The following is a 21,893-nucleotide window of genomic DNA, read 5'->3' on the forward strand; positions in this document are numbered from 1 at the left end:
CTCCTAGCGCGGCTTCGACGACATCTCCCACACGTCCGGCGTGGTCGCGACGAGGCCCTTGAGGTCGGTCCATTGCTGAGCCTGCGGCAGCGCGGTGCGGCCCTGCACGGCGGCCGTCGCGAATGCGACCATGCGGCCGCGCACGCGGTCGAGTTCCTGCTTCGGCCAGGTCTCCATCGAGTGCGGGCCGCGCGAGACGACGATGTCCTTGAGCCCGCGCACGCGGTCGTAGGCCGCGACCGTGCCCTCGAGGCTTTCGGCGCGGTCCCACAGGCCCTTGGCGAAGAACACGGCGGGCCACTTCGGCATGTTCGCGAGCACCGCCGAGTTGGGATAGAAGGCGACGTAGTTGTCGGCCGCCATGCCGCCGAGGAAGAGGTTGCGGTCCGCGAGGTCCGGCGCCTCGGGCAGGTAGCCCGCGCCGCTCACGAACGAGGCGTAGAGGATCGCGCCCTTGATGTTGGCGTAGCCCTTGGGCGCGCTGCACCGCACGGTCGGCATGTCGTAGCTGCAGCCACCGGCGTAGTTCTTGGTCATGGCCCAGCCGGTGGTCATCGAGCCGCGCGAGTAGCCCAGCAGCAGCAGCGGGATCTCGCGCGACTTCATGCCGGCCATCAGCTTGCCGGCCGCCGGCGCGCCCTCGAACTCCTGGCCCGAGGCCATCAGCACGCGCAGGCCGCGGCCGCTGTCCATCTGCTCGAGCACGCGGAAGATGTCCTCGCTCTGCTCGAGCGTGTTGGTGTCGCTGAAGCCGCCCGACAGGCCTTCGCCACGCCGGTCGTAAGCCAGCACGTCGAAGCCCGCGCGGTTCAGCGCATGCAGGTGGTCGCGCCAGAAGCGCATGCCGGGGCCTTCGGTGGTCGCGTTGGGGAAGCGCACGGACGTCGCGCGGCGCGTGGTGGGATCGACGCGCACCGTCACCTCGTCGGGATGGTCGATGGCCGTGAGCTGGCCGCCGCCGCCCGGGCTCATGATCACCAGCGCGCGCTTGCGGCCGCCGCGTCCGTCGTCGACGCCCGCGCCTTCCACGTACCAGCCGCGCAGCTTGATGTCGCCCTGCATGCCGAGCTTGAGGCGCTCGAGCGGATCGCGCGGCACGGTGAACTCCACCACGTGCGTGCGGTTGTTCGCCTCGGCCACGGCTTCGTTATAGGGCGCCTTCGCGAAGAAGCCCGGCTTGCGGATGTCGCGCAGGTTCACCTGCCCGTCCGAATCGATCTTGCCGACCGGGTCGACCATGCCGGTGACGCGCGTCGCGCGCTCCTTGTTCGGCGGCAACCAGCGCTGCATCTGGTCGTTGATGCGCTTGAAGCAGGCCGCGTCGCTCTTGCACGCGGCCCAGCGTTCCTTGAGCTTGGCGTCGGTGAACTCCTGCACATGAAAGTCGCCCGCGTAGCCGGCGGGCGCGTGGGCCGCCGTGAGCAGCAGGGGCACGCAGCGCGAGGTGCCGTCGGCCTGGCGCAAGGTGTAGCCGGGCAGCTCGGCGTTGCGGTCGGTGCCGACCCAGGCCTTGCAGTCGGTGGGCGGCACGGCGCGCGCGACGGGCGGGGATGAAGTGGAGGAGGTGGGGGCGGTGGTGCAGGCGGCCAGGGCGATGCACGCGGCGATGGCGGCGGCGGCCGGCCGGAAGGTCGGGAAGGGCATGTGTCTCCTGTGCGCGGGTGGCTCCCGCGGTCGATCCCGCATGTTCGCGGACGGCGCTGTCAGTCGGCTGTCCATGGGCTGCGGGTATTCCCGCCTTGCATCAGGCCGGGTCGGCGTCCGGCACGCACAGGCGCGGCGTCCAGTCCTCGACCTGCCGCGAGGCCGCGCGGCGCCGGAAAGTGGCGCGCCAGCGTTCGGCGAGCGTCGGCAGTTCGGCCGCGCGTTCCCATTCGGGCGCATGGCGTTCGTCTCGCGCGAACAGCAAGGCGATCAGGCGCGACAGCGGCCACTCGGGATGCGGCCGCTCGACCAGCATGATCGCTGCGCCGCGTTGCACCGCGCCGGGCCGCAGCACGCGGTAGTACCAGCCGGTGCGGCCGCTGTCCTGCATCTCGCGCGCCATGCCCCGTTCGCCGAAGCGCAGGTCGAGCTTCCAGCAGGGCTGGCGGCCCTGCGACACCTGCACCAGCGCCTCGCCGAGCCGCAGCACGTCGCCGATGCAGACGCTGGCTTCGTCCCAGCCCACGGTCGAGAGGTTCTCGCCGAAGGCGCCGGGCGCGGCCAGCAGGTCGTGGCGGCGGCTCCATGCGGCCCAGGCGCCGTAGTGCTCGCGCGGATAGTGGTGCACCGCCTTCTCGGGGCCGCCGTGGATGCGCAGGTCGGCCTGCGCGTCGCCCGCGAGGCCGGTGGCCGAGAGCCACAGCGCATCGTCGCTAGGCGACTTGACGATGCCGCTGGGTGTGCGGCCATCGGGCAGCGGCGCGATGGGACCGACGAGCAATGCGTCGATGCGCACCGGCGCCAGCGTCATGCGAGCTGGTCCAGCCAGGCGCGCAGCATCGCCGAGGCGCTGGCTTGCGGCGCGTTGCCCTGTGCCGCGCTTTGGGCGCGCAGGGCCGGAACATCGATGCCGGCCTGCGCGAGCTCGCAAGCATGGCCGATGAGCCAGGGTTCGATGCGCGCGGGATCGGCCTCGGGATGGAACTGCAAGGCGAGCGCGTGGCGGCCATGGCTGAAGGCCTGGTGCGGCGTGAGCGGCGTGCTCGCGAGCAGCTCGGCCCCCTCGGGCAGCTCGAAGGTGTCGCCATGCCAGTGCAGCACCGGCACGCCGGCCAGCGGCGCGAGGCAGGATGCCTGGCCGGCCGCGCTCAGGTCGACCGGTGCCCAGCCGATCTCCTTGTGGCCCGACGGGTACACGCGCGCGCCGAGCGCGCCGGCCATCAGTTGCGCGCCAAGGCACAGGCCCAGCGTGGGCCGGCGCAGCGCGAGGCGCGAACGCAGGCCCGCGATCTCGTCGTGCAGGAAGGGATAGAGGGCGGTGTCGTAGGCGGCGATGGGGCCGCCGAGCACGACGACGAGGTCGGCGTCCTGCCATTCGTCGGGGCGCAGCGGCGCGACGCCGGCCTGCCGGTGTTCGATCTCCCAGCCGGCCTCCCGCAGGACCGGCGCGAACAGGCCGAGGTCCTCGAAGGCCAGGTGCTGCAGCGCGATGCATCGCATGGCGGGAGGCTCCTGTCAGGCCGCGCGCAGGCAGTCCGCGTTGCGCGGATCCTTGAGCGAACGGCGCGCGTAGTACTCGAAGGCCACCGTGTTGCGGCGCGGCCGCAGGATCCAGTCGTGGGCCTCGGTCGCGAGGCGATGGTCGATCGGCCGGATGGTGCCGGCGGAGGCGGCCAGCAGGTGCATCTTCGCGGCGCGTTCGAAGGCGATCGACAGCACGCAGGCCTCCTCGATGCTCGTGGCCGCCACCAGCAGGCCGTGGTGCGACAGCAGCAGCGCGCGCTTGCTGCCCAGCGCGGCCGAGATGAACTCGCCCTCCTCGTTGCCCACGGGCACGCCGGGCCATTCGCCGACGAAGGCCACGTCGTCGTAGAGCACGCAGTTGTCCATGTGGCTGATCTGCAGCGGCTGCTCGAGCATGCCGAGCGCCGAGGCATGCAGCGCATGGGTGTGGATGATGCAGTTCACGTCGGGCCGCGCGCGGTACACCCACGAGTGGAAGCGGTTCGCGGGATTGGGCATGCCGGCCCCGTCGAGCACGTTGAGGTCCTCGTCGACGGTCAGCAAGTTGTCCTCGGCGATCTCGTCGAAGCCCAGGCCCAGCCGCTGCGTGAGGTACTGGCCCGGCGTGCCGGTGCGCGCGGTGATCTGGCCCGCGAGGCCCGAGTCGTGTCCGTTGTCGAACAGGATGCGGCAGGTCAGCGCGAGCTTCTGGCGGTGCGTGTAGCGGCTCTCGCTGAAGTGCTGGTCCATCTGCACGTGGGATTGGGCGATGAGCTCTTCTTTCGCGAGCTCGAAGGTGTCTTGCAATGCCATGGGTCGGTCTCCTAGGGGGTTTCGCTGGTCGAGAAGTTCTTCTCGGGATGTCCGGGAAAAAGAGGCTGGTAGCCGTCGAGGCCTTCGATGCGCGCGAGCCAGGCGCGGATCGCCGCGAAGTCCTGCAGCGCGATGCCGCCCATGGGCGCGAGCCGCGTGTAAGGGTACAGCGCCACGTCGGCGATGCTCGGGTGCCTGTCGGTGGCGACCCAGCCGTCGGGGCCTTGCCGTTCGAGCCGTGCTTCGAGCAGCGCGAGCGCGGCCAGGGCCTCGTGCCGGTGGGCGCGGAATTCGGCGCTCTCGGGATCGCCGTCGCGGTGCAGCGCCAGGTGCAGGCGCAGCTTCGCGAGCGGCTTCATGTGGCGCTCCTGCTCGAAGGAAAGCCAGGTCAGCACGCGCGCCTGCGCGAGCCGTTCGGCGGGCCACCACGGCGAGCCCTGCGCGAGGAAATGAAGGATCGCCATCGATTCGGCGATGCAGTGGCCGTCGTCGAGCTCGAGCACCGGCACCTGCGCGAGCGGCGCGATCGCGAGGAAGTCGGGCCGGCGCAGGTCGCCGCGGTCGATCGAGCGCGTGTGCCGCTCGAGCGGCATGCCGAGCAGGCCGGCCATCAGCCGCACCTTCCAGGCATTGCCCGAGCGCAGGGTGTCGTGCAGCTTCATGACCATCAATCGACCTTGGTGCCCGCGGCGCGCACCACGCGGGTCCACTTCTCGGTCTCGGCGCGCAGGTGCTTGCCGTAGGCGGCGGCGCCCGTGGGCAGCGGCTCGATGCCCATCTCGGCCAGGCGCGCCACCAGGGCAGGGCGCTTGAGCGCGCGCGCCAGTGCCTCGTCGAGCAGCGCGACCTGCGCCGATGGCGTGCCGGGCGGCGCCAGCAGCGCATTCCACGAGCCGATCTGGAATTCGCCCAGGCCCTGTTCCTTGCTGGTGGGCAGGTCGGGCACGGCGGGGTTGCGATGGTCGGCGGCGATCGCGAGCATGCGCAGCTTGCCGGCCCTGGCCTGCGGCTGGATCACGGGAATCGCATCGATCACGATCTGGACCTGGCCGCCGAGCGCGGCGTTCACCGCCTCGGCGCCGCTCTTGAACGGCACGTGGAGGATGTCGCTGTGGGTCGCGAGCTTGAACAGTTCGAGCCCGAGGTGCGGCGAGCTGCCGTTGCCGGCCGAGCCGAAGTTCAGCGTGCCGGGCTTGCTTTTCGCGTAAGCGGCCAGCGCGGGCAGGTCCTTCACGCCGTCGAGACCGGCGACCGCGAGCACATAGGGCGAGTTGCTCACCAGCGAAACGGGCGTGAGCGCCGCCGGGTCGTAGCCGAGCCGCGCATAGATCATCTTGTTGACCACCTGCGTGCCCACCGTGCCGAGCAGCAGCGTGTAGCCATCGGGCTGCGCCTGCGCCACGGCCTGCGCCGCGATCGAGCCGCCCGCGCCGGGGCGGTTGTCGATCACCACCTGCTGCTTGAGTTCCTCGCCGAGCGCCTGGCCGATGAGCCGGCCGGCCATGTCGGTGATGCCGCCGGCGCCGAACGGGATCACGAGCCGGATCGGCTTGGCGGGGTAGGGCTGGGCCTGGGCCGCCGCGCCGATGCAGGCCAGCGTCAGGGCGAGGACAGGGGCGATCCAGCGGCGGAACGGCGAACGTGCGGACATACCATACTCCTGTGCGGCGAGATCGGGCCGCGTTGCGTGGGCGATCGGGATCCAGAAACAAATTTATTTTAGGACACAAGTGTCATAAAGAAAAGTCATGTCCATCAAGTTGAAGTTGCTGCGGGTCCAGTCGGGGCTCACGCTGGAGGGGTTGGCGCAGGCCACCGGGTTGACCAAGAGCTACGTGTCCAAGCTCGAGCGCGGCGTGTCCACGCCCTCGGTGGGCGCGGCGCTCAAGCTGTCGAAGGCGCTGGGCGTGCAGGTCGAGGAGCTGTTCGCCGAGTCGTCCGAGGAGGACCCGGTGGTCATCCATCGCCAGCAGCCGGCGGCCGTGGGCGGCGCGGCGCGGCTGGTGTCGGGCTCGCTGCCGGGCCATCGCATGGTGGCCTTCGTGCTGCACCCTACCGACGAGCCGGTGCGCAACCACCCGATGAGCCATCACGAGGGCGAGGAGATCCTCCATGTGCTCAAGGGCCGCATCACGCTGCAGCTCGCGAGCCGCACGGAAACCCTGGCGGCCGGTGACACCGCGCATTTCAACGCGGGCATCCCGCACAAGATCACCTCGGTGGGCAAGACGCCGGCGTCGGTGCTGCTGGTGATCGCGCAGGCGGAATGAGCGTGCGGGCGAAGCTTCTCCTGGCGTTCGTCGCGTTGCTGCTCGCCGGCTGCGCGAGCGCGCCGCCGCATGCGTACTCGGTGTGCGCGACGCAGCCGGGGACCGAGGCCTGCCAGGTCGAGCGCTACGACCACGTCGACTGAACGCCGGAGTCGCGCACCCGCCGGATATCCCCCGCTTGGATGAGGCGTGCGTTGGACGCAACGCCGCGGCGAAATTCCGTCGGAATGGGATCGCTGCGTCATCGGCGCGCTTGTTCCCGCACCTAAGATGCGTCCCGCAGGCACACGCGGGACGAGGAGGGCCGTGTGGCTGCGCCCATCACGGCGTGTTCGGCCTGGTCCCCGAAGCTGGTTTCCACCCCGATCGACGCGGCGCGCGCGGCGCGCTTTTTACAGAAAGCATGCGTGATGGATATCTACCGTTTTTGCAAGGCCCTGATGGGCTGCTGCTGCCTGCTTGCCGGATTGGCTGCCTTCGCCCAGCAGCCGTTGCAGGGCGTTCTGGGCCTCAGCTACAAGATCGGAAGGCCCTCCGTTCCGGCCGCGGCCTATCAGAAGATCACCGTCACGGAATTCCGGTCGATGGTGAGCAAGGCTTTTCAGAAGTCGGGCTTCTCTCTCGTCGCCGTGGACGCGCAGAAGAACAAGTCGACGATCTTCCAGTTCAGGTTCGATGCCTATCCGAAGGTCGAGCCGAAGCCGATGATCTTCATTTCGGCCGACGAGCTGTTCGACGAAAGAAAGCGGTGCAATCCCTGCTTCCTGCGGTTCGCCGAGATCAGGAACGCGTCCGAGTTCCAGGCGCTTCCGTGGATGACGCAGTACGAGCTGAGCGCGCTGCTCGTGCCGGCCATCGACAACGCGTACGCGACCATCGAGTCCAGCGGGCGCGAGCACAGGGATCCCGCGTGGGGAGGCTTCAACTACAAGCGGCAGTGGGCCGGCGAGCGGAATCTCTTCGGCAACTCCTTCACCGGCATCGATGAGTCCAGTCTCAAGGAGGCCATCGTTGGGGCCTACAGGAATGCCGGTTTCATCCCCGTTGAAACCACGGCCGGCACCAGGGCGTCCGCACAGCTTCTGACTTTCAATTTTCCCGTGGACCCGGCCAAGGAGGGCGGTGCCCTCTACACGGTGAGGATCGACAGCCAGTACGACGTGGACGGACGCTGCCACCCCTGTGAGATCACCGAACAGTACGACCCCTACCAGCAGCTTCCGCCGGCCGGCTTGTCGGGCATCGCGAGCCGCGCGACCCTCGATTCGAGATTCACGGCAGCCCGGAGCGCGGCCTACGAAACCATGCGGGCGGATCTCGAGCGCCATCTGCGGCCCGGCTCGGTGTTTTCGATCCCGCCCACGCAGGCCGCCCTCGGATCGCCCCGGCCGCGGCCCATGCCGATGCCCGTGACATGACGGCGCATGGGGGGCCCTGGTCGGGGACCGTCGCAGCCGGCTCGATGCGACGCGAGCAGTGGCTGGTCGTCGGCAACCTGCTCGCGGCGCTGGCGGCCGGCGCGCTGGCATCGTGGTCCGCGCCGATGATGCTGGCCATTCTCTACGTCGATGTCTGGTTGCTGGCCAATCCCCATATCGTCGCGACCTACGCCCGCCTGAGCGCGATGGCCTCGCGTCCCCGCATGCGCCAGGCGCTGGTCTTCGTCGCGCCGGTCCTGATCCTGGCGGGCCTGACCATCGTCGCGCTCGCCTATGAAGTGGCCGGACTGTTCGCCGTCTATTTCCTGGCCCAGTCCTTCCATGTCTCCCGCCAGTGCTACGGCATCGCGAGGCGCTGCGACCGGCGGCCCCAGGTGCCCTGGCGCAGCCTGCCCTATGGGCTGATCTATCTGTTCCCCGCGTGGGGCTATCTGCATCGCAGTGCACAGGGCGCCGACAGCTTTCTCGGCTACCCGATCTGGCTGCCGCCGGTTCCGCAGGCGTGGGCCCTGGCCGCGGGAATCGCAGCCCTCGTCGGCGCCGCGTGCTGGCTGGCATGCCTGGCGTATTCGAGGCGCATGAGGCAGGCGGCGGGACCGTTCGACAGCCTCGTGCTGTCCCACCTGATCGTTTCGCTGGTCGGCTATGTCTGGATCGACGACATCACCATCGGCTGGCTGGTGGTCAACGTCTGGCACAACATCCAGTACCTGGTGTTCGTCTACCGCCAACGGCAGCGCGACGACACGACGGGCAAGGAGGACGGCGAGATGGCGAGAAGTTCGGCGGCGCGCGCAACGCCATGGCGCGCCGTCCTGATGCCGCCGATGTGCTTCTTCCTGCCCTGCGCGATCGGCGGTGCCCTCCTGTACCTCGCCGCCAGCCGCATCGGCGAGAGCCTGCTGTGGCTCGGGCTTCCCACCATTCTCATTGCGCACTTCGTCCTGAACTTCCATCACTACCTGGTGGACGGCGTCATATGGAAGCGCCGTCGCACCGCGATCGGGTGAGCGGCCGCCGGCCCGCGACGAGATCGCGGCGCTGAATATCCCCCAGTAGGGGGAGCCGTGCCGTGCATGCAACACCCCCCAAGAAATTCCGCCTGCGGGCGACCGTCCCCACCAGAAGAAGCGTGTCCGCCGCGTAGGATTTGCTTACAAACCCGGATGGGACGAGGAGAGGTCGATGAACGAGCACTTTCCGCGATGGCAAGGGGCCGTATTGCCGCGTCGTTCCGGCATCCGTAGACAGCGAATGCGAAACACCACCGTTCACCGAAACCGCACCTGAAGGTGCAGAGGACCAAGCTACATGCGGAACATCTTTCTTGCGTTGATCGTCGCCGTGCTGACGGGATGCACGACCCTCCAGCCGCCGATCCAGCCCGAGGTCTCGACCCAGTTCAAGCGCGAGAAGACCGCGGTTGCCTTCTTCGATCCGGTGGGGTCCATTCATTACTCGGAGGACGTATATCTGGTGCTGGCCGTTGCCCAGGTCTCGTCCGACTCCGACTACGCGGGCATCTGGGATAGCGACTCGGCGCTGACCCGGGTGCATGCCGACGAGTTTTCCAAGCTGGGCCTCAATGTCGCGCCGCTGAACGGCGAAGCCGGTATCGATGTGCCCAGGGAAGCCGTCGCACGCCAGAAGTCGCTGATGAAGGCGTTTCATGCGTCGAGGTCGAAGCCCGAAGGCGGGCCAGGCATCGCGCCCGAGTTCAAGGAAAGCCTGCGAGCGCACGGCTATGCCAATCTGATTCTGGTGAGCTGGTCTGGCTACTTCATGCACATCCCCACTTTGGGACTGGCACCTCGTCACTCGATCAACAACTCCTTCTGGGTCTACGACCTGCGTAAGGACCTGCCGCTCTGGTCGGGGGAATTTCCGGTGGCGCAAACCGTGACCTTGCCCAAGAACACTGGCAAGTCGTTCCTGGAAGAAAACGATCTGGCCGGATTGAAGTCCGAAACCGAAAAGCTGGCCCGCCAGCGCTATCGCACGAAAACCTTCGACGGAAAGCCGATGGTCAGCATCGGGCAAGCGATAGGTTTTCAGCGGGGAGACTGAGATGTCGAGCAGCTTTCGGTTGGCGGTATTCCTTCGCTGGTGGATGTACGTCGGCGCGCTTTTTCTCGTGGCATGCACCGGGGCGAACATCGGCCTGAAAACCGATTTCAAGGCAGCGCAGTTCGAGATCGGCAAGACCAGCCGCAAAGAGGTGATCGCACGGCTGGGCTTGCCCCAGAAGTCCATCGAGGATGCCGACGGAAACTCGCGCCTGATGTATGAGGGCGGTGCGAGGCTGACAGGGCTTTGCGTGGGTTGCGGCAATGCGGCTGCTTCGCCTGGCGCCCTCCCGCTTCTGGTCAACGACTCGATCGTTAAGAACGGGGCGGAGTACGTTTTCGACAAGACCGGCATCCTGATACGCAAATCCGAGCCCGAACCCGTGACCGGGCAGGTCAGCCCGATGCCTTAGCCGCCGCGGCGCGGCGGCCGTGGTGGAATACGCTGACATTGCTTCGTGTTCCAGGAAAGGATGTGCCTTGGCTTCCACCTCGAAACTGATACCGACCGCGACCCTGGCGCTGGCCGTCCTGTCGATCGCCGCCTGCAGCGCGCCGCAGGCGCGTGAAGACAGTGCAACCGGCATCTGCCGGCCGGAGGCGGCGAGCGCCCTCGCGGGCAAGAACCGCATCGGCGATGCCGAGGCCCGGCAGTCGACCGGTGCCTCCCTCGTGCGCCAGCTTCAACCCGGACAGCCCGCGACGATGGACTACCGGCGCGAGCGCGTGACGATCGAGACGGACCCGGCCACCGGCAAGATCGTTCGTGCCGCCTGCGGCTAGGGCAGGGGCTGCGCGCATCGTCCCCGCACGACTGAACGCCGGGCTGCGATTTCAGTCCTGCCGGCTGTAGTCCGTGGCGCCGCCTGTCGGAAGAATCGTCGGGCTCCGAGTTCGCCCGCGCAAAGCCTTCCGATGTCCACGCTCCCCACCTTCACCGCCGCCTGCGGCCTCGCACCCAAGGCCTCTCCCGCGTCCCAAGCCCAGGCATCGCGCGCCTGGAGCGTGCATGCGCCCTTCGTCGCGCTGCTGCTCGAGCACACCCGGCCCGCCGTCGTCGTCGACCTCGGCGCGGAGGGCGGCGTGCCGGGTGCCACCTTCAGGCATTCCACCGCGCGCGGCACGGCCTGCCATACGGTGGACACGCGGCTCGCGGGCCACCGCGAGGCGGCCGCGGCCTTCGCGGACGGCAGCATCGACCTGCTGCATGTCGATGCCGGCGACCCGGCGCGCCTCGCCACGCTGGACCTCGCGCCGTGGCGCGCCAAGCTCGGCCCGCGGGCGCTCGTGCTGGTGCACGGAACCCGCGCCGGCCGCAAGCTGCGCCGCCTCTGGGCGCTGCTGCGGCAACGCCATCCGTCCTTCGAATTCGAACAGGGCCTGGGGCTCGGCGTGCTGTGCCTCGGGCCGCGCGTGCCGCCGCTCGACGGCGTGCTCGCGCGCAGGATCGAGGGCCTGGTGCAGGAGCTGGAACGGCTGCGCAGCCATGCCGCGGAAGTCACGGCCAAGCGCGAGCGGGCCGAGGAAATGCTCGAGACCCGGCATTTCGAATCGTTCGAGAAGGACGTGGAGATCGCCGAGCGCGATGCACGCATCCTCGCGCTGAAGGTGCACGCCGCGGCGCAGGCCGCGCGCATCGACGGCTTCGAAGCCAGCCTCGGATTGCAGCTGGTGCTGTTCTACGGAAGGATGCGGCTGCGCGTCTTTCCGGCGGGTACCCGCCACGGCGATTTCTACGAGCGGCGCCGCGCGCAGCTGCTGCGGTGGACCCGGCACTGGGTCGCGCATCGATCGACCGGGCGCGCCCGCCCGTCGCTCGACACCATCGCCGCGCTGCCGTCGCGCGATCCCGCGCGGCACCGGCCCTGGCTCGCGCCGCTCACGCCCTTGTCGCGCCAGAGCCTGGGCGCGCGCATCCTCATCGTCGCCGAGCTGTCGATACCGGCCTGCAAGCGCTACCGCGTCGACCAGAAGGTCGACATGTTCGAGCACCTGGGCCTCGAGACCACGGTGCTCAGCTGGCGCGACGCCGAGGCCTGCCGCGCGGCCCTGCCGTTCCATGGCCTGCTGATCTTCTATCGCGTGCCGGCCGCGCCGCACATGGTGCTGCTGGCGACCGAGGCCCGGCGGCTGGGCGTGCCCAGCTTCTTCGACGTGGACGACCTGATCTTCGATTGGGACGCCTATCGCCGGCAACTGCTCGCCTCGGGCGCTCCGTCCGATCGCATGGCATCGTCGAAGGAGACGACGGCGCAGTACCGGCAGATGCTGAGCCACTGCCAGCACGGCATCGGAAGCACGGCCGCGATCGCGCGCAGCATGGGCGAGATCGTTCCGGGCAAGACGCACGTGGTGCCGAATGCCCTGGACGAGGGCATCCTCGCGCTCGCCGCGGAACTCGAGCGGCGTCCGGTCAGGACCGACCCGCGCTTCGTCACCATCGGCTACGGCAGCGGCTCGCGCACGCACGACGGCGACTTCGGCGTCGTGGCGTCCGCGCTGCTGGCCGTGATGCAGCGCCACCCGCAGGTGCGGCTCGCCATCCACGGCCCGCTCGAGCTGCCGGCGCCGTTCCGGCGCTTCGCCGACCGGGTGTTCCAGATCCCGTTCCTGCAGGGCGACGACTACCTGCGCGCGCTCGCCTCGTGGCAGATCAGCATCGCGCCGCTCGAGGACAGCCTGTTCAACGAAGCCAAGAGCAACATCAAGTTCATCGAGGCGGCGATCCTCGGCGTGCCGAGCATCTGCTCGGGCACGGGGCCGTTCCGCGAAGGCATCGAGCATGGCCGCACGGGCCTGATCGCCGACACGCCCGAGGAATGGGAGGCGGCCCTGACCCGGCTGGTGCTCGATGCCGGCCTGCGCCACGGCATCGCGGAGGAAGCCCGCCGCAGCGTGCTGTCGCGCTATCACCCGCAGGTGGTGGCCGCGCGGCAGCTGCAGCAGGTGGTCGGGCCGCTGCTGCCGGCGCCCGCCACGCGCCTCAAGGTGCTGGCCGTGAACGTGCTGTTCGCCCCGGTGAGCTTCGGCGGCGCGACCGTGGTCGCGGAGCAGCTGTGCCGCCGGCTGCAGGCCGACGGCTGCGACGTCACCGTCTTCACCGCCATCCTGGGCTCGGAGCTCGAGCCGTACAGCGTGATGCGCTACGAGGTCGACGGATTGCCGGTGATCGCCGTGCAGGTGGCCGACGACACGCAGCGCGCGCTCGACTACGACGATCCGCAAATGGGCGAGATCTTCGCGCGGCTGCTGAAGTCGCTGCGGCCCGATGTCGTGCATTTCCATTCGGTGCAGCGGCTCGGCGCGACGATGGCCCATGCCTGCGTGGAGGCCGGCGTGCCCTACGCCATCACGCTGCACGACGCCTGGTGGCTGTGCGAGCGCCAGTTCATGGTGCAGGACAACGGCGTGTACTGCAACCAGAAGGCGATCGACCTGCGCGCCTGTTCCAAGTGCGTGCCGGACAGCGGCTTCACCTTCAAGCGCAGGTTCTTCCTCGGCGACGTGCTCGACCGTGCGAGCCTGCTGCTGGCGCCCAGCGAATTCCAGCGCGATCTCTACGTGGCGAACGGCGTCGCGCCGCAGCAGATCGCGGTGAACCGCAATGGCGTGCCGCTGCCTGCGCGCCCGCGGCCGGCGCGTCGGCCCGGATCGCCGCCGCGCATGGCCTACCTCGGCGGCCGCGCGGTGCACAAGGGCTACTTCTGGCTCCAGCAGGTGCTGGAGGGCATGCGCGTGGGCGGCTACGAACTGGTCATCACCGACATCGCGTTGCGTACCGGGGCGGCGTCCGTCGCCGCCACCGAGTGGCGCGTGTCGGGCCAGGTGCGCGTGGTGGCGCCCTTCGAGCAGGCCGGGATGGACGCGTTCTACGACGACATCGACGTGCTGCTGGTGCCCTCGCTGTGGAAGGAGAGCTTCGGCCTGGTGGTGCGCGAGGCACTGGCCCGCGGCATCTGGGTGATCGCGACCGCGGCGGGTGGGGTGGTCGAGGACATCGTGGACGGTGTCAACGGGCGCGTGGTCGAGATCGGCGACACCGACGCTTTCCGGGGTGCGATCGAAGACGCGCTGGCCAGCCCCGATCGCCTGCCGGCCGGCGGCGTCAACGCGATGCTGCCGCGCATCCGCGGCTACGACGAGCAGGCGGCCGAGCTCAAGGCCTACCTGCAGCGCATCGCCGCCGCGCCGGCCGCGGCTCGCGTCGTGGGCACCACCCGGCGCGCATGGCGCCCATCGGTGATCCCGATCGCCGCCCACGGCTCCGGCGCCTGAGGCGTAGACCGAATGGCCGATCCGAAAACCGGGGCGGTACTCACGGATGGGAGGGGGCCGGCGGCAGGGGAAGGGCTTACAAATCGCGGGTGGGTTCCTCAGGCCCATGCCACCATCCTTTCACCACGAATTCATGCTCTGGATGTCCTTCTCCTGCCGGCGCGGACAGAACCCGTCCTCGCCGTCGCCGCGTGCCGCGTCGCGTCGGCCCGAGCGGGCATCGGAGCGCTGGCGGCACGGGGACTCGGCGGCGCTCGCGGCCTTGATGGCCAAGGAGGCGCTTCGTCTCCCGGTGCCCGATGACGCACCCATCGAGCCCGCGCCCGAGTCCCTGGTCCAGAGCATGCGCTTCGAGCCGGCCCTGCATTTCCAGGTCGAGCTCGGTCCCCGCTTCTGCGTTCGCGTCGAGAGCCGGCGGCGCACGCCGCTGTACGTGGTCGGCGGCCGCGATTGCTGGCTGCAGGTCGGCGGGGAGCCGGCGCTGCACCTGCGGCATGGCGACGTCGTCTTCCTGCCGCACGGCGATGCGCACCGTGTCTTCTCGGACCCCGGCCTCCCCGCATCGAGCCTCGATGAACTGCTGACGCATTCCGCCGGCGCCACCAGTGCCGAGCGGCACGCGCCGGCGGGCGGCGAGCACAGCGTGTGGAGCGGCGGCTTCTACCGATCGGTGGAACTGGCCGCCCATCCGCTGGTGGCATCGCTGCCTCCCGTGCTGCATCTGCGCGCCGCGGACGCCGCGCCCTGGCTGCGCGCCATGGCGGACGCGGTGCGCTGGATGGCCGACCGCAGGGTCGGCGGCAACGGCGTGGGCGTGACCGAGCTGTTGGGTGCGTTGATGCAGCACGCCGTGCTGGCCTGGTTGCGCAGGCCGGAGGTGGCCATGCCCATCGTGGGTGCCTCGGGCCCCGACCTTTCCGATGCGAGGTTGCTCACGGCGCTCGAGGCAATCCACGCCCGGCCCGCGGACCCATGGACGCTGGAATCGCTCGCGGCGCTGTGCCACATGAGCCGCACGGCCTTCGCCACGCGATTCCGCGCGCAGATGAATCTCTCGCCGATGCAGTACCTGGCGCGCTGGCGCATCCACCTGGCGTCGCGGCTGCTGCGCGAACGCCGGCTGACCCTGCAGCAGGCGGCCGACGCTGTGGGCTACTCGACCGGCGCGATCCTCGCGCGTGCCTACAAGCGCGAACTCGGGACCTGGCCGTCGCAGGCGGGCTGAGGGCGCGGCACCTCGCCTGCCGTGCGGGACCACGCAGGGGACGAGGCGTGCGATTCGTGCAACGGTAAGAAGAAATTCTTCTGCCGGTCGATCGACGCCCTCCGGGACCGCGCGTCTCCCACGTAAGATTCGGTTTACATACAAAACTACACAGGGGACGAGGAGAGAGGTCGACGCACGGAGCCCGCAGGCTCGCGCTGGTCGTGCCAGCGGCATGGGCGTCCCTTGCGACCGCAAGCGCATGCACCGCCGAGTCGCTTTCCCGCCCCGACAAGAAATCAATGAACAGATCGCTTCGTCTGCTGCCGACCGTGCTCGGAATCTCGGCCATCCTGGCCTCGTCGTGCGGTGGAGGCGGAAGCGACGGCTATGCCGGACTGCCGCCGGCCACGGCGGCCGCGCTGGCGGGCATCGAGGGGGCTCGCAACCCGCCTGCGACCGTGCCCGATCCCGCCACGGAACAACCGGCCACCCGCCCGATGCAGACGACGCCCTACACCTTCCTGTTGGGGAACGTCGATGCAAGCGGCTTCGATGCCTTCACGACGGAACTCACGAGTCCCGCTTTCGCCGGCTACCTGCTGGATCGGATCGTCTTCGTCGATGCCTCGGCGCGCGGCCAATGGCGAGCGATCTACCAGCGCAAGGGCCAGACGGCCCGCTACGACCATCGCTTCGTCTCGACGGGCGCGCCGCTGACGCTGGCCGACTTCCAGGCGCAGGGCGCGGAGGGCTATCGCCTCACGCCCAGCGGCGGTACCTCGCCGAAGAACGTCTTCAGCAAGGTGACGGGTGAGGCGATCCAGTACGAGTACGTGGACGCGATCAAGGTCCCTCTCATGGCCGGAAGCCCGGAGGAGTTGCTCCGGCCGCTCAACGACCTGGGCAAGCTGGGCTATTGCGGCACCCAGGTTCGGGGCGCGGGCCTTGCCTTGGTCAAGGAGACGCCATCGACCGCTCGCTGCGTCTTCGAGCTGGTGACCGCCAAGTCCGGCGGGAGCACCGGCTTCGTCGCGGAGCAGAACGAGCAGGGCGCCAAGGGTTCTGTGTTCGTGACATCGGCCCTCGTCGCCGAGAAGCTGGCGAACCTCTACGTTCGAGACGAGGCGCAGGCGTCGAGCTTCAAGTTCAAGGCGGTGGACGTGACGACGGCGGCCAGGCCGAACACCATCGAACAAGCGGCGGAGCTGATGGCCATCCTCAACCGCGAAGGCGCGACGGGGGCCAGGCCCTGGCGGAGCTACGACGATGGTGGCCGTCCCTACATGGTCTTCATGACGGCATTCGATTGCCGTGGGCTGCTTTGCTGACCGTGCTTTTGTAGACCCGGCTGCGATAGGCCCCCGCAGGGCTTCGGCTCCTCGAAGGACTCCCGACTCTCACCTATGTCCATGAGACCTTGCAAACCCTCCTCCAGGCCTTCCATCGCGTTGCGCGCGCTCCTCTTGAGCATGACGCTGGTGCTCACCAACTGCAGCACGCAAATTTCGGCGCTGGAGCCAAGCACGGGGTATTCGGCCAAGTCCCCGAAGGTCGCCTACGTTCATGCGGATGCGGGCAGCACCCTGCGAGTTGCCACGACGATCACGCTCTTGCCCGGGGTTTACAGACCCCTCGGTCGAAACGCGAGCGGCATCTGGTACGTGGGGGAGGCGGGCAACCTGCGGATCTTCTATACCGAAAAGAAGAGAAGCGATGGGAAGCGCCTCCTCGCGAGCTATACGGGAGGCGTGCTCATGCCTCTGAAGCCCGAGGACCAGCCCGCGATTTTCATGATCGCTTCCACCGAGAAGCTATGGCTCGTCTCGGATTCTTCGGGCACGGAGGCCGCGCCGCCTTTGGACTTGACCTTGGGTCAGCTCCAGGCCCAGGGAGCCATCAATTCCGGCACGGTGAATCCAGCGAATGCGGCGCTGGGCGGTGCCATCGCGGACAGCCTTCTCGCCCATGACGCGCAAGGCCTGAGGCTGCTTCCGCAGGCATCGGGTGAGCCCGGACTCGCGACCTGGCTGGAGGGACCATGAGATACGACAGGAACCTCGTGATTGCGAATGCCATCGTCGTCGTGGCGCTGTTCTTTTCCCTGGCCCGGCTGTTGATCTGGACCGGGAGCTTTCACTGGAACGTGGCTTGTGGTTTCCTGCCGACCGCCTTGGCGGCCATCGCGTTGCGGCCGGGCGCCCGCCGCTCCATCGGTGGCATCGCCATCGTGTTCAACGGCTTCCTCGTGATCGCGGGTGCCTTCGCGCTCCTGTTCTCGGCCATGTCGGTGGAGCGGTTGGATGTCTGGGGCAATGTCCTGGGTTTCGCCTTCGGCGCGGCGCTGGTCCTGACGGGATCTCTCAATGCCCGAGCCATCTGGCGCACGTTTCCGCCGAAGCGATCGGGCGGGCCGTAGAAGTCCGTTGTTCAACGGGGCGGTGGTCCTTGTTTCAGCGGCTGTCAACAACGCAGGTGCGGTGTCCGTGAAGTTCATTGTCGAGGCCCCGCGATGACGGCTTGATGAGCCGCCGCTCGTCTCACCACCCATTGCCCACGGACGCTTGCAGCGCCGATGCAGCGATTGGCGAGCCCGGCTATGGCCGCCCCGCCGCCTTCACCGTGTCCTCCACCCGCCCCAGTTCGGCCTGCGTCTGCGGCCCGGCATTGCGCGCACGCACGCCGGGCAGCACCCGGTTGGCCGCGGCGATTTCCGTCGGCGTCCACGCGCGCGGATCCGTGCGCGACAGGAAATAGAGAACGTTGATCAACCCGCTCGGCGACAGCTTGTCGACCTGGCTCGCATCGAGCAGCTTCAACGCCAGCGAAATGGCCTCGGCCGAATCGTTGAAGTCGCGCTGCAGGCGACCGGTCGCGCGGCGGCGCTCGTCGGCACCGGCGGCATTCACCTGCGACACCAGCCGCACGAGTTCGGCGTTCTCGATGTTGGCGATGGTGGCCACGCCCTGCGCCGCGGCCTTGCGGACCTGTTCATCGGGCGACTGCTGCAGCCCGGCGAGCAGGCCCTCGGCTTCTTCCTTGGAGAGCGCGAGCCGCACCATGGCCAGTGCCGCGTTGCGCTTGGAGCCGTCGGTCGCACTGAGTTCGGGCACGAGGCCATAGACCCACTTGTAGCGCTCGACCCGCTCCTTGGATTCCTCCACGCTGGTGCTGCGCCGGCGCAGTTCGGCGTCGAGCGCGGCGGTCTGCATCTTGAGGTCCGCCTCGCGCTGATCGATCTGCTGCTTGGTCTGGGCGTTCCAGGCCGTGAGCGCGACGGTGACCAGCGACCCCGCAATGCCCACCGCGGTGGTGGCCCGTTCCAGCCACGATTTCTGGGAAGGAAGATCGCTCATGGGGAACCGGACGCGAAGTCCGCCGTGCCGCAGGGAACCTGCCGATGGGCGCGACGGTAAGGCGCGCGCCCGGCACCGACCATCCTCCCGAGGAAGTAGAGCAAGCGGGATATTGGCGTGGGATGGCGACGGTGAAAGACTCGAACCCACAACGACAAGAACATGACCTGCATGCAACGGCGAGCAGGTCAGTCGCACGGTGGATTCGATGTCGATTCGATCAACTTGGGGGTCCATGCCATGCAATATCCCGGCCGCGTCATCAAGCAGGGCGAAACCGATGCCCGCATCGTCAAGGAACTCAAGAACCGGTTGAACAGGGTGCTGGTCCTGAAGGGTGGCGAAGCGGTCAGGCTCGATCCCCAGCAGCCGAGCTTCGGTCCGATGATGAAGAGCGCGGTCAAGCTGTTCCAGTCGCGCAGCGTGGACAGCGAAGGCAATGCGCTGAAGATCGACGGCGAGGTCGGCAGCATCACCTGGGCGGCCCTGTTCGGCGACGACCAGGTGCCCGTGGCCACCAGCACCACGGACGATCTGCTGAAGGTCGCACTGGTGGTTGCGTCGGGCGAGGAAGCGCGCCAGGTGCGCGAAGTGCCGCCCGGCTCCAACCGGGGGCCGGACGTGGAGGCCTACCTGCGCAGCACCGGGCTCGGCGGCGGACACTCGTGGTGCGCGGCCTACGTCTACTGGTGCTTCGAGCAGGCGGCCCGGCAGCTCGGCCGTGCCAACCCCCTGTTCAAGACCGCGGGCTGCCTCGCGCACTGGAACGGCGCGCCTTCCAAGGGCGCGCGCCGCATCAACGCATCCGCGGCCAAGGCCGACCCGGCCGTGCTGCAGCCCGGCATGATCTTCATCATGGACCATGGTGGCGGCCTGGGTCACACCGGCCTGGTCGAGAGCGTGACGGGCGGGATCATGACGACGCTCGAGGGCAATTCGAATGTGGGCGGATCGCGCGAAGGGATCGGCGTGTTCAGGCTGACCCGCAAGGTCAACAGCGTGAACAAGGGCTTCATCGACTACGCGGGTCTCTGAGGAACACCGGCCATGAGCAACGCACAGCATCCCTATCACCCGATCATCTACGTGCGCGGCTTCGCCGCCACGCAGGGCGAGATCGAGGAGACCGTGGCCGACCCCTACATGGGTTTCAACATCGGCTCGACCAAGACGCGCATGGCCTGGACCGGCGACATGCGCCGTTTCTACTTCGAGTCGCCGCTGGTCCGGCTGATGGGCGACCACCGCTACGAGGACGTGTTCGTCGATGGCGACGACCTGATGGCCGCCTCGCGCGCCGACCAGGCCGTGCCTTACCGCAGCATCGTCATCTACCGCTACTACGACGATGCCTCGAAGGACTTCGGCAACGGCAAGACACCGGCGATCGAGACCTTCGCCCAGGGGCTCGACCAGCTGATCCTGCGCCTGCGCGACCGGGTGTGCGCCAATCCGAACAACGCGATGACGCCGGCCGACTTCAAGGTCTACCTGGTGGCGCATTCGATGGGCGGGCTGGTCTGCCGCGCCTTCCTGCAGAACCCCAGGCTGGGCTCGGCCGCGGCGCGCGCGGCGGTCGACAAGCTCTTCACCTATGCCACGCCGCACAACGGCATCGACATGCGCATCGTGCGCAACGTGCCGGGCTGGCTGTCCTTCGGCGACGTCAACAACTTCAACCGCGAGCGCATGGCCGGCTACATGGCCGTTCCCAAGGGCGACGACGTGTCGCTGGTGACGAACTTCCCGCCCGAGCGGGTGTTCAACCTGGTGGGCACCAACGCGCGCGACTACGCGGTGGCGGGCGGCCTCTCGTCATGGGCCGCGGGCGATGCCAGCGATGGCCTGGTGCGCATCGAGAACGCCACCACCCACGGGCTGGCGGCCGACGGAACGGACGTCGGATCGCCACGCGCCTTCGTCAATCGCAGTCATTCGGGGCACTACGGCATCGTCAACTCGGAAGAGGGCTACCAGAACCTCACGCGCTTCCTGTTCGGTCAGCTGCGCGCCGACGGCATCCTCGACATCGACGACATCACGCTGCCGGAGGAGGTGCAGGCGGCGCTCGACGCCGGCAAGAGCGTGAAGGCCTCCTACCAGTTCGAGGTGGTGGCCAGCGTGCGCGGTGCCCAGTGGCAGATCACGCGGCGCGAGGCGCGCGAGAACTCGGCCATCTTCCGCGGCTACGACGAGCTGTTCCCGGCCGCGGGCGGAGCGCGCACGCCCGACCGCAGCAAGAGCCCGCACCTGTTCTCGCTGTTCCTGGACCCGACCAAGAGCGTGGTGGCCTCGGGCTCGGTGAGCTTCGCCTTCGACATCAAGGTGCTGGTGCCCGACTACGAGATCGACGGACTGCTGTTCCTCAAGCGCCACTACGAAGGCGGCTTCGTCTATCGCGACCTGATCATCGTCGAGGCCTTTCCGGATGCCGCCGCCAAGTACGGGTGGCGCGTCTTCTATGGCGCGCAGGACGTTCATCCGGGCAAGCCCGGCATCGAGGCCACGCTGTATCCGCTGCAGGGCGCCGACGGCTATGCCTTCGACATGACGATCATCCAGGACGTGCGGCCCGGCCTGACGGGCACCCTGCGCGTGGAGATGCGGCCCTGGCGTTGAGCTGCCTGCGCGCGACTCAGGACTCAGGACGGCGTCTGCGCGCGCCGCAACCAGCCCAGGGTGCCGCCCTCCACCTGCCAGTTGCCGTCCCGCGCCTCGAGCGAGAGCCGCGCGCGGCTCTCGCCGAACGGGCCGGGGTTCTGCTGCACGATCTCGATCTCCCGCTCGCCCACGGCCGCCACGATCGCGACATGGCCGTAGCGGTTGAGCAGCGTCGGCGCGAACACGATCAGGTCGTCGACCCGCGGCTTCTCGGCCTGGCCGTTGCGGTACTGCAGCAGTGCGCGCTTCGTGTTCGGCATGCCCTGCGGCGTGGCCGCGTCGTAGAAGTCCCTGGCGTGGCCGTAGGCGTCGGGCATGCGGTGGCCGAAGCGCTCGAAGTAGTAGCGCTTGACGAACTCCACGCACTGGTACTGGATGCCGAGGTTGTAGCCGTCGCTCGACAGCGCGCGGCCCTCGGCGTTGTTCACGCCGCCGTTGTAGTAGACCTTCACGCCGTTGAACTCGTCGACCACCGCGCCGACCTCGCGCGCGGGGTTGAGGTTGAAGTAGGTGGCGCCCCAGTAGCCGGCGACGGCCAGCGCGGCGATGCCGGCGAGGGTGGCGAGCAGAAGGGCGGGGCGGCGAAGGCGCATCGGTGGCGAGGGAACGGTGGCGGACATGAACGGCCGCCATCCTCGCACGAAGCCCGCGCCGGGCAGTGG

Annotated in this window: 23 protein-coding genes; 14 read left to right on the forward strand and 9 right to left on the reverse strand. The window is 68.7% G+C overall.

The features are described 5' to 3' along the window. Positions 1 to 3 precede the first annotated feature (3 nt). The 6 genes from AC1HIL_RS37850 to AC1HIL_RS37875 form a co-directional block, all read right to left on the reverse strand. Positions 4 to 1,644, reverse strand: a complete 1,641-nt coding sequence (locus AC1HIL_RS37850) for a hypothetical protein (RefSeq protein WP_479668620.1) — start codon at positions 1,642 to 1,644, stop codon at positions 4 to 6. A 100-nt stretch (positions 1,645 to 1,744) separates the two neighbouring features. After that, entirely contained in the window at positions 1,745 to 2,455 is a 711-nt protein-coding gene (locus tag AC1HIL_RS37855; RefSeq protein WP_413764867.1) for an MOSC domain-containing protein, read from the reverse strand. Further along, positions 2,452 to 3,144 (reverse strand): glutamine amidotransferase, encoded by a 693-nt coding sequence (locus tag AC1HIL_RS37860; protein ID WP_413764866.1) that lies wholly within the window; start codon positions 3,142 to 3,144, stop codon positions 2,452 to 2,454. The genes AC1HIL_RS37855 and AC1HIL_RS37860 overlap by 4 nt, the downstream gene beginning before the upstream one ends. A gap of 15 nt (positions 3,145 to 3,159) precedes the next feature. Further along, complete coding sequence (locus tag AC1HIL_RS37865; protein WP_057591087.1) at positions 3,160 to 3,954, reverse strand: aldolase; 795 nt, start codon at positions 3,952 to 3,954, stop codon at positions 3,160 to 3,162. A gap of 17 nt (positions 3,955 to 3,971) precedes the next feature. After that, complete coding sequence (locus AC1HIL_RS37870; protein WP_479668619.1) at positions 3,972 to 4,622, reverse strand: glutathione S-transferase family protein; 651 nt, start codon at positions 4,620 to 4,622, stop codon at positions 3,972 to 3,974. Positions 4,623 to 4,627: 5 nt separating this feature from the next. Further along, positions 4,628 to 5,611: a Bug family tripartite tricarboxylate transporter substrate binding protein gene (locus AC1HIL_RS37875; protein WP_479668618.1), complete on the reverse strand. Its 984-nt coding sequence runs from the start codon at positions 5,609 to 5,611 to the stop codon at positions 4,628 to 4,630. Positions 5,612 to 5,708: 97 nt separating this feature from the next. Here AC1HIL_RS37875 and AC1HIL_RS37880 point away from each other — a divergent pair, with 97 nt between their 5' ends. The 8 genes from AC1HIL_RS37880 to AC1HIL_RS37915 all read left to right on the forward strand — a co-directional run bounded on the left by AC1HIL_RS37880 (position 5,709) and on the right by AC1HIL_RS37915 (position 14,010). Next, a complete protein-coding gene (locus AC1HIL_RS37880) occupies positions 5,709 to 6,230 on the forward strand; it encodes a helix-turn-helix domain-containing protein (RefSeq protein WP_479668617.1) in 522 nt (173 codons plus the stop codon). Between the two features lie 2 nt (positions 6,231 to 6,232). Then, the gene (locus AC1HIL_RS37885; protein ID WP_261206432.1) at positions 6,233 to 6,373 is read left to right on the forward strand and encodes a hypothetical protein; all 141 of its coding nucleotides are present in this window, start codon (positions 6,233 to 6,235) and stop codon (positions 6,371 to 6,373) included. Positions 6,374 to 6,538: 165 nt separating this feature from the next. Then, a complete protein-coding gene (locus AC1HIL_RS37890; protein ID WP_479668616.1) occupies positions 6,539 to 7,648 on the forward strand; it encodes a hypothetical protein in 1,110 nt (369 codons plus the stop codon). A gap of 44 nt (positions 7,649 to 7,692) precedes the next feature. Further along, complete coding sequence (locus tag AC1HIL_RS37895; RefSeq protein ID WP_479668615.1) at positions 7,693 to 8,679, forward strand: hypothetical protein; 987 nt, start codon at positions 7,693 to 7,695, stop codon at positions 8,677 to 8,679. A gap of 301 nt (positions 8,680 to 8,980) precedes the next feature. After that, positions 8,981 to 9,736: a hypothetical protein gene (locus AC1HIL_RS37900; RefSeq protein ID WP_479668614.1), complete on the forward strand. Its 756-nt coding sequence runs from the start codon at positions 8,981 to 8,983 to the stop codon at positions 9,734 to 9,736. A gap of 1 nt (position 9,737) precedes the next feature. After that, entirely contained in the window at positions 9,738 to 10,148 is a 411-nt protein-coding gene (locus AC1HIL_RS37905) for a hypothetical protein (protein ID WP_261206424.1), read from the forward strand. Positions 10,149 to 10,215: 67 nt separating this feature from the next. After that, the gene (locus tag AC1HIL_RS37910) at positions 10,216 to 10,518 is read left to right on the forward strand and encodes an I78 family peptidase inhibitor (protein ID WP_479668613.1); all 303 of its coding nucleotides are present in this window, start codon (positions 10,216 to 10,218) and stop codon (positions 10,516 to 10,518) included. Positions 10,519 to 10,650: 132 nt separating this feature from the next. Next, positions 10,651 to 14,010 (forward strand): glycosyltransferase, encoded by a 3,360-nt coding sequence (locus AC1HIL_RS37915; RefSeq protein WP_479668612.1) that lies wholly within the window; start codon positions 10,651 to 10,653, stop codon positions 14,008 to 14,010. A gap of 120 nt (positions 14,011 to 14,130) precedes the next feature. Here AC1HIL_RS37915 and AC1HIL_RS37920 read toward each other — a convergent pair whose 3' ends face one another. Beyond that, on the reverse strand, positions 14,131 to 14,283 hold the full coding sequence (locus AC1HIL_RS37920; RefSeq protein WP_172705394.1) for a hypothetical protein: 153 nt from the start codon (positions 14,281 to 14,283) through the stop codon (positions 14,131 to 14,133). A gap of 19 nt (positions 14,284 to 14,302) precedes the next feature. On the opposite strand from AC1HIL_RS37920, the gene AC1HIL_RS37925 reads away from it, so the two are divergent. The 4 genes from AC1HIL_RS37925 (at position 14,303) to AC1HIL_RS37940 (ending at position 17,633) form a co-directional block, all read left to right on the forward strand. Further along, positions 14,303 to 15,235, forward strand: a complete 933-nt coding sequence (locus AC1HIL_RS37925; protein WP_479668611.1) for an AraC family transcriptional regulator — start codon at positions 14,303 to 14,305, stop codon at positions 15,233 to 15,235. Positions 15,236 to 15,516: 281 nt separating this feature from the next. Then, on the forward strand, positions 15,517 to 16,545 hold the full coding sequence (locus AC1HIL_RS37930; RefSeq protein WP_057591047.1) for a hypothetical protein: 1,029 nt from the start codon (positions 15,517 to 15,519) through the stop codon (positions 16,543 to 16,545). Positions 16,546 to 16,686: 141 nt separating this feature from the next. Next, positions 16,687 to 17,259, forward strand: a complete 573-nt coding sequence (locus AC1HIL_RS37935) for a hypothetical protein (RefSeq protein WP_479668610.1) — start codon at positions 16,687 to 16,689, stop codon at positions 17,257 to 17,259. Beyond that, complete coding sequence (locus AC1HIL_RS37940; protein WP_422098629.1) at positions 17,256 to 17,633, forward strand: hypothetical protein; 378 nt, start codon at positions 17,256 to 17,258, stop codon at positions 17,631 to 17,633. Before AC1HIL_RS37935 ends, AC1HIL_RS37940 begins: the two co-directional genes overlap by 4 nt. Before the next feature lie 178 nt (positions 17,634 to 17,811). On the opposite strand, the gene AC1HIL_RS37945 is transcribed toward AC1HIL_RS37940, so the two are convergent. After that, positions 17,812 to 18,570 carry a hypothetical protein gene (locus AC1HIL_RS37945; protein WP_422098630.1) on the reverse strand — a complete coding sequence of 253 codons (759 nt, stop codon included), beginning with the start codon at positions 18,568 to 18,570 and terminating at the stop codon, positions 17,812 to 17,814. A 240-nt stretch (positions 18,571 to 18,810) separates the two neighbouring features. On the opposite strand from AC1HIL_RS37945, the gene AC1HIL_RS37950 reads away from it, so the two are divergent. Both AC1HIL_RS37950 and AC1HIL_RS37955 read left to right on the forward strand, forming a co-directional pair. Then, positions 18,811 to 19,605: a CHAP domain-containing protein gene (locus tag AC1HIL_RS37950; protein WP_413764846.1), complete on the forward strand. Its 795-nt coding sequence runs from the start codon at positions 18,811 to 18,813 to the stop codon at positions 19,603 to 19,605. Positions 19,606 to 19,617: 12 nt separating this feature from the next. Next, positions 19,618 to 21,189, forward strand: a complete 1,572-nt coding sequence (locus tag AC1HIL_RS37955) for a lipase family alpha/beta hydrolase (RefSeq protein WP_422098631.1) — start codon at positions 19,618 to 19,620, stop codon at positions 21,187 to 21,189. A 23-nt stretch (positions 21,190 to 21,212) separates the two neighbouring features. Here AC1HIL_RS37955 and AC1HIL_RS37960 read toward each other — a convergent pair whose 3' ends face one another. Then, complete coding sequence (locus AC1HIL_RS37960; RefSeq protein ID WP_479668609.1) at positions 21,213 to 21,851, reverse strand: CHAP domain-containing protein; 639 nt, start codon at positions 21,849 to 21,851, stop codon at positions 21,213 to 21,215. Between the last annotated feature and the right edge of the window lie 42 nt (positions 21,852 to 21,893).

It is taken from the genome of Variovorax sp. ISS6 (assembly GCF_056523145.1).

Coding starts and splice junctions, on each gene's coding strand:
- AC1HIL_RS37850 (WP_479668620.1), bottom strand. CDS start 1,644: ATGCCCTTCCCGACCTTCCGGCCGGCCGCCGCCGCCATCGCCGCGTGC.
- AC1HIL_RS37855 (WP_413764867.1), bottom strand. CDS start 2,455: ATGACGCTGGCGCCGGTGCGCATCGACGCATTGCTCGTCGGTCCCATC.
- AC1HIL_RS37860 (WP_413764866.1), bottom strand. CDS start 3,144: ATGCGATGCATCGCGCTGCAGCACCTGGCCTTCGAGGACCTCGGCCTG.
- AC1HIL_RS37870 (WP_479668619.1), bottom strand. CDS start 4,622: ATGAAGCTGCACGACACCCTGCGCTCGGGCAATGCCTGGAAGGTGCGG.
- AC1HIL_RS37875 (WP_479668618.1), bottom strand. CDS start 5,611: ATGTCCGCACGTTCGCCGTTCCGCCGCTGGATCGCCCCTGTCCTCGCC.
- AC1HIL_RS37880 (WP_479668617.1), top strand. CDS start 5,709: ATGTCCATCAAGTTGAAGTTGCTGCGGGTCCAGTCGGGGCTCACGCTG.
- AC1HIL_RS37895 (WP_479668615.1), top strand. CDS start 7,693: ATGCGACGCGAGCAGTGGCTGGTCGTCGGCAACCTGCTCGCGGCGCTG.
- AC1HIL_RS37900 (WP_479668614.1), top strand. CDS start 8,981: ATGCGGAACATCTTTCTTGCGTTGATCGTCGCCGTGCTGACGGGATGC.
- AC1HIL_RS37905 (WP_261206424.1), top strand. CDS start 9,738: ATGTCGAGCAGCTTTCGGTTGGCGGTATTCCTTCGCTGGTGGATGTAC.
- AC1HIL_RS37915 (WP_479668612.1), top strand. CDS start 10,651: ATGTCCACGCTCCCCACCTTCACCGCCGCCTGCGGCCTCGCACCCAAG.
- AC1HIL_RS37930 (WP_057591047.1), top strand. CDS start 15,517: ATGAACAGATCGCTTCGTCTGCTGCCGACCGTGCTCGGAATCTCGGCC.
- AC1HIL_RS37935 (WP_479668610.1), top strand. CDS start 16,687: ATGACGCTGGTGCTCACCAACTGCAGCACGCAAATTTCGGCGCTGGAG.
- AC1HIL_RS37940 (WP_422098629.1), top strand. CDS start 17,256: ATGAGATACGACAGGAACCTCGTGATTGCGAATGCCATCGTCGTCGTG.
- AC1HIL_RS37945 (WP_422098630.1), bottom strand. CDS start 18,570: ATGAGCGATCTTCCTTCCCAGAAATCGTGGCTGGAACGGGCCACCACC.
- AC1HIL_RS37950 (WP_413764846.1), top strand. CDS start 18,811: ATGCAATATCCCGGCCGCGTCATCAAGCAGGGCGAAACCGATGCCCGC.
- AC1HIL_RS37955 (WP_422098631.1), top strand. CDS start 19,618: ATGAGCAACGCACAGCATCCCTATCACCCGATCATCTACGTGCGCGGC.
- AC1HIL_RS37960 (WP_479668609.1), bottom strand. CDS start 21,851: ATGTCCGCCACCGTTCCCTCGCCACCGATGCGCCTTCGCCGCCCCGCC.